The organism is Stenotrophomonas sp. YJH_SMC_138 (genome assembly GCF_059369855.1).
Genome location: NZ_JCAFTB010000017.1, coordinates 1 through 2,746 on the forward strand (window position 1 = coordinate 1; position 2,746 = coordinate 2,746).

The following is a 2,746-nucleotide window of genomic DNA, read 5'->3' on the forward strand; positions in this document are numbered from 1 at the left end:
CGCCAAGGAGATCAAGGGCCTGATCGACGACTCGGTCGGCAAGGTCAACGACGGCTCGGCGCTGGTGCACAAGGCCGGCGCGACCATGGGCGAGATCGTCGCCTCGGTGCAGCGCGTGACCGACATCATGGCCGAGATCTCCGCCGCCTCGCAGGAACAGAGCGCCGGCATCGAACAGGTCAACCAGACCGTGGTGCAGATGGACGAAACCACCCAGCAGAACGCCGCGCTGGTGGAAGAAGCCACCGCCGCCGCACGTGCGATGGAAGAACAGGCCGGCCACCTCAGCGAGGCCGTGTCGATCTTCGTGGTGGACGAAGCCGAGGTCGTCGCCGCCCCGCGCGTCACCGCCCCGGCGCCGCGCGCCGCTGCACCGGCTGCCCCGGCCCCGGCTGCCCCGCCGGCCCGCCGCACGGCGGGTGGTCGCCCGATGGCCACCGAACTGGCCGACGGGGACTGGCAGGAGTTCTGATGCCTGCCTGACCTGAGTTACAAGAACGCCCTGGCCCTGTGCTGGGGCGTTTTTGTTTAGGGGGTATCTGATTATCCAGCCAACGGCGAAGCCCCTCGGGGTGGTCGCTGAGAGCGGCGGACTTCCTTCGTTTGGGCCGGGAGGATGGGTTGCGCAGGGGACGCTGCAAGTACGTCTCTGTAAGCTCGGTCGCCGCTTGCACGTGTGCACTGTCCTGCGCACACGGCAAGACCGGGGTTGGGCATCCTGCCCAACCCGCCCGAGGCATGCCTCGACCCCATGCGGCTCACGCCCCTGCGCAACCCACCCTCCCGGCCACGGACACTTCCCGTGCGCGTCCACCCCGGATTGAAGAAAGAAGAGCAAAAGACAAAAGCCAGGTCACTTCCGGGGTCAGATCCGTTTTCCGCAGGAAAACGGATCTGACCCCTCTTTCCACCTGGAAACTCAACGCTCTTGCCGTCCGACACCGAAATGCCGGGAGGGCTGGGTCGGGGTGGGCTGGCGGGACCGTTGGCGCCATGGATGGCGCCATCGAGCCCCCACGGACGGGTTTACGGCGTGTCCCGCCAGCCCACCCCGACCCAGCCACCCACTGAAAATTCAGAGCCGACCAACTGCCGTTGCCGTTGCCGTTGCCGTTGCTTCAAAAGCCTGCCGCAGGCAGCGCCGCAGCCGCCGCTGCAAGGAAACCTGAATACGTTCGGACACCGCACCTCAATCCCCCGCCCGCGCGGCCGATAACGGGGTTGTCACAGCGTATCCCGCCGCTGACCGGCACGGCGCCGCCCGCCCGCTTCGACCTGGTCCTGCTCGATGAATCTCCTGCATCGCTGGCAACACTACTTCCGCAATCTTTCCGTCCGGCGCAAGCTCAACCTGCTGACGCTGCTCATCGCGCTCGGCGTGATCGCGCTCTCGGTGATCGCCGCCCGCATGCAGTACCTGGACCTGACCGAAACCCGCAAGAGCGCGCTGAAGACCCAGGTCGAACTGAGCTACGGCATCCTGCAGCACTACCACCGCCTGGCCGGTACCGGCGAGCTCAGCGAAGAGGCCGCCAAGAGCGCCGCGCTGCAGGCGCTGGAGGTCATGCGCGCCGGGAACGACACCTACTACTTCAACATCTACGACACCGGCTACCGCCTGCTGATGCACCCGTTCCGCAAGGACCTGGTCGGCAAGGACATGAAGGACTTCCGTACCGACGACGGCGTACGGATCTACTACGACCAGGTCGAAGCGGCTCGCGCCGGCGGCGGCTTCGTCAATTACCGCTGGGCCAAGCCGGGCAGCAAGGGCGAGGTCGAGAAGGTCGCCTATGCCGGCCTGTTCGCGCCCTGGAACTGGGTGGTCAGCAGCGGCGTCTACATGGACGACGTGCAGAAACAGGCGCTGGTGTTCACCGCCATCATGGCGGTCTCTGGTGGCGTACTGGTGCTGATCGTGCTGGCCCTGAGCTGGGTCATCGGCAACCGCATCGCCGTGCCGCTGAAGCAGGCCACCGCCGTGGCCGAAGGCATCGCCGGCGGCAAGCTGGACAGCCACATCGGCCCGCAGCCGCACGACGAAACCGGCCGCCTGCTGGAGGCCATGGCCGGCATGCAGCAGCAGCTGCATGCAGTCATCACCGGCCAGCGCGAAATGGCGCGCCGTCATGACGGCGGCGAACTGAGCTACCGCATCGACGCCAGCGCCTTCCCCGGCGAGTACGGGCTGATGGTGCAGGAAACCAACGCCCTGGTCGGCGGCCACCTGCAGACCCTGCACGACGTGCTGGACGTGGTGCAGCAGTACGCGGTTGGCGATCTCAGCCGCGACATTGCACGCTACCCGGGCGAAAAGGCCGCGATGACAACCACCGTTGATACGGTCAAGGCCAACCTCGGCCGCATCAATGCCGAGATCAAGCAGCTGGCCAGCGCCGCCGCGGCCGGCGACTTCAGCCTCCGTGGCGATGCGCAGCGCTTCGATCACGATTTCCGCCTGATGCTGGAGAACCTCAACGCGATGATGGCGGTCAGCGATGACAACCTCGGCAAGCTCTCGCAGCTGCTGTCGGCCATCGCCGAAGGTGACCTGACCGCACGCATGCAGGGCGACTACCAGGGCGTGTTCGCACGCATGCGCGACGATGCCAACACCACCGTTGCACAGCTGACCCAGATCGTCGGCCAGATCCAGGCCAGCGCCTCCAGCATCACCCTGGCCGCCGGCGAGATCGCCTCCGGCAACAGCGACCTGTCGCGCCGCACCGAGCAGCAGGCCGCCAAC

The 2,746-nt window shown here is 66.8% G+C and carries 2 protein-coding genes; both read left to right on the forward strand.

Annotated features, from left to right (window positions below; all coding sequences use genetic code 11):
• A partial coding sequence (locus AC5P7I_RS20845; RefSeq protein ID WP_495204213.1) for a methyl-accepting chemotaxis protein occupies nt 1-472 on the forward strand: 472 nt, incomplete at its 5' end.
• A gap of 816 nt (nt 473-1,288) precedes the next feature.
• On the forward strand, nt 1,289-2,746 hold a 1,458-nt coding region (locus AC5P7I_RS20850; RefSeq protein ID WP_495222180.1), incomplete at its 3' end, for a cache domain-containing protein.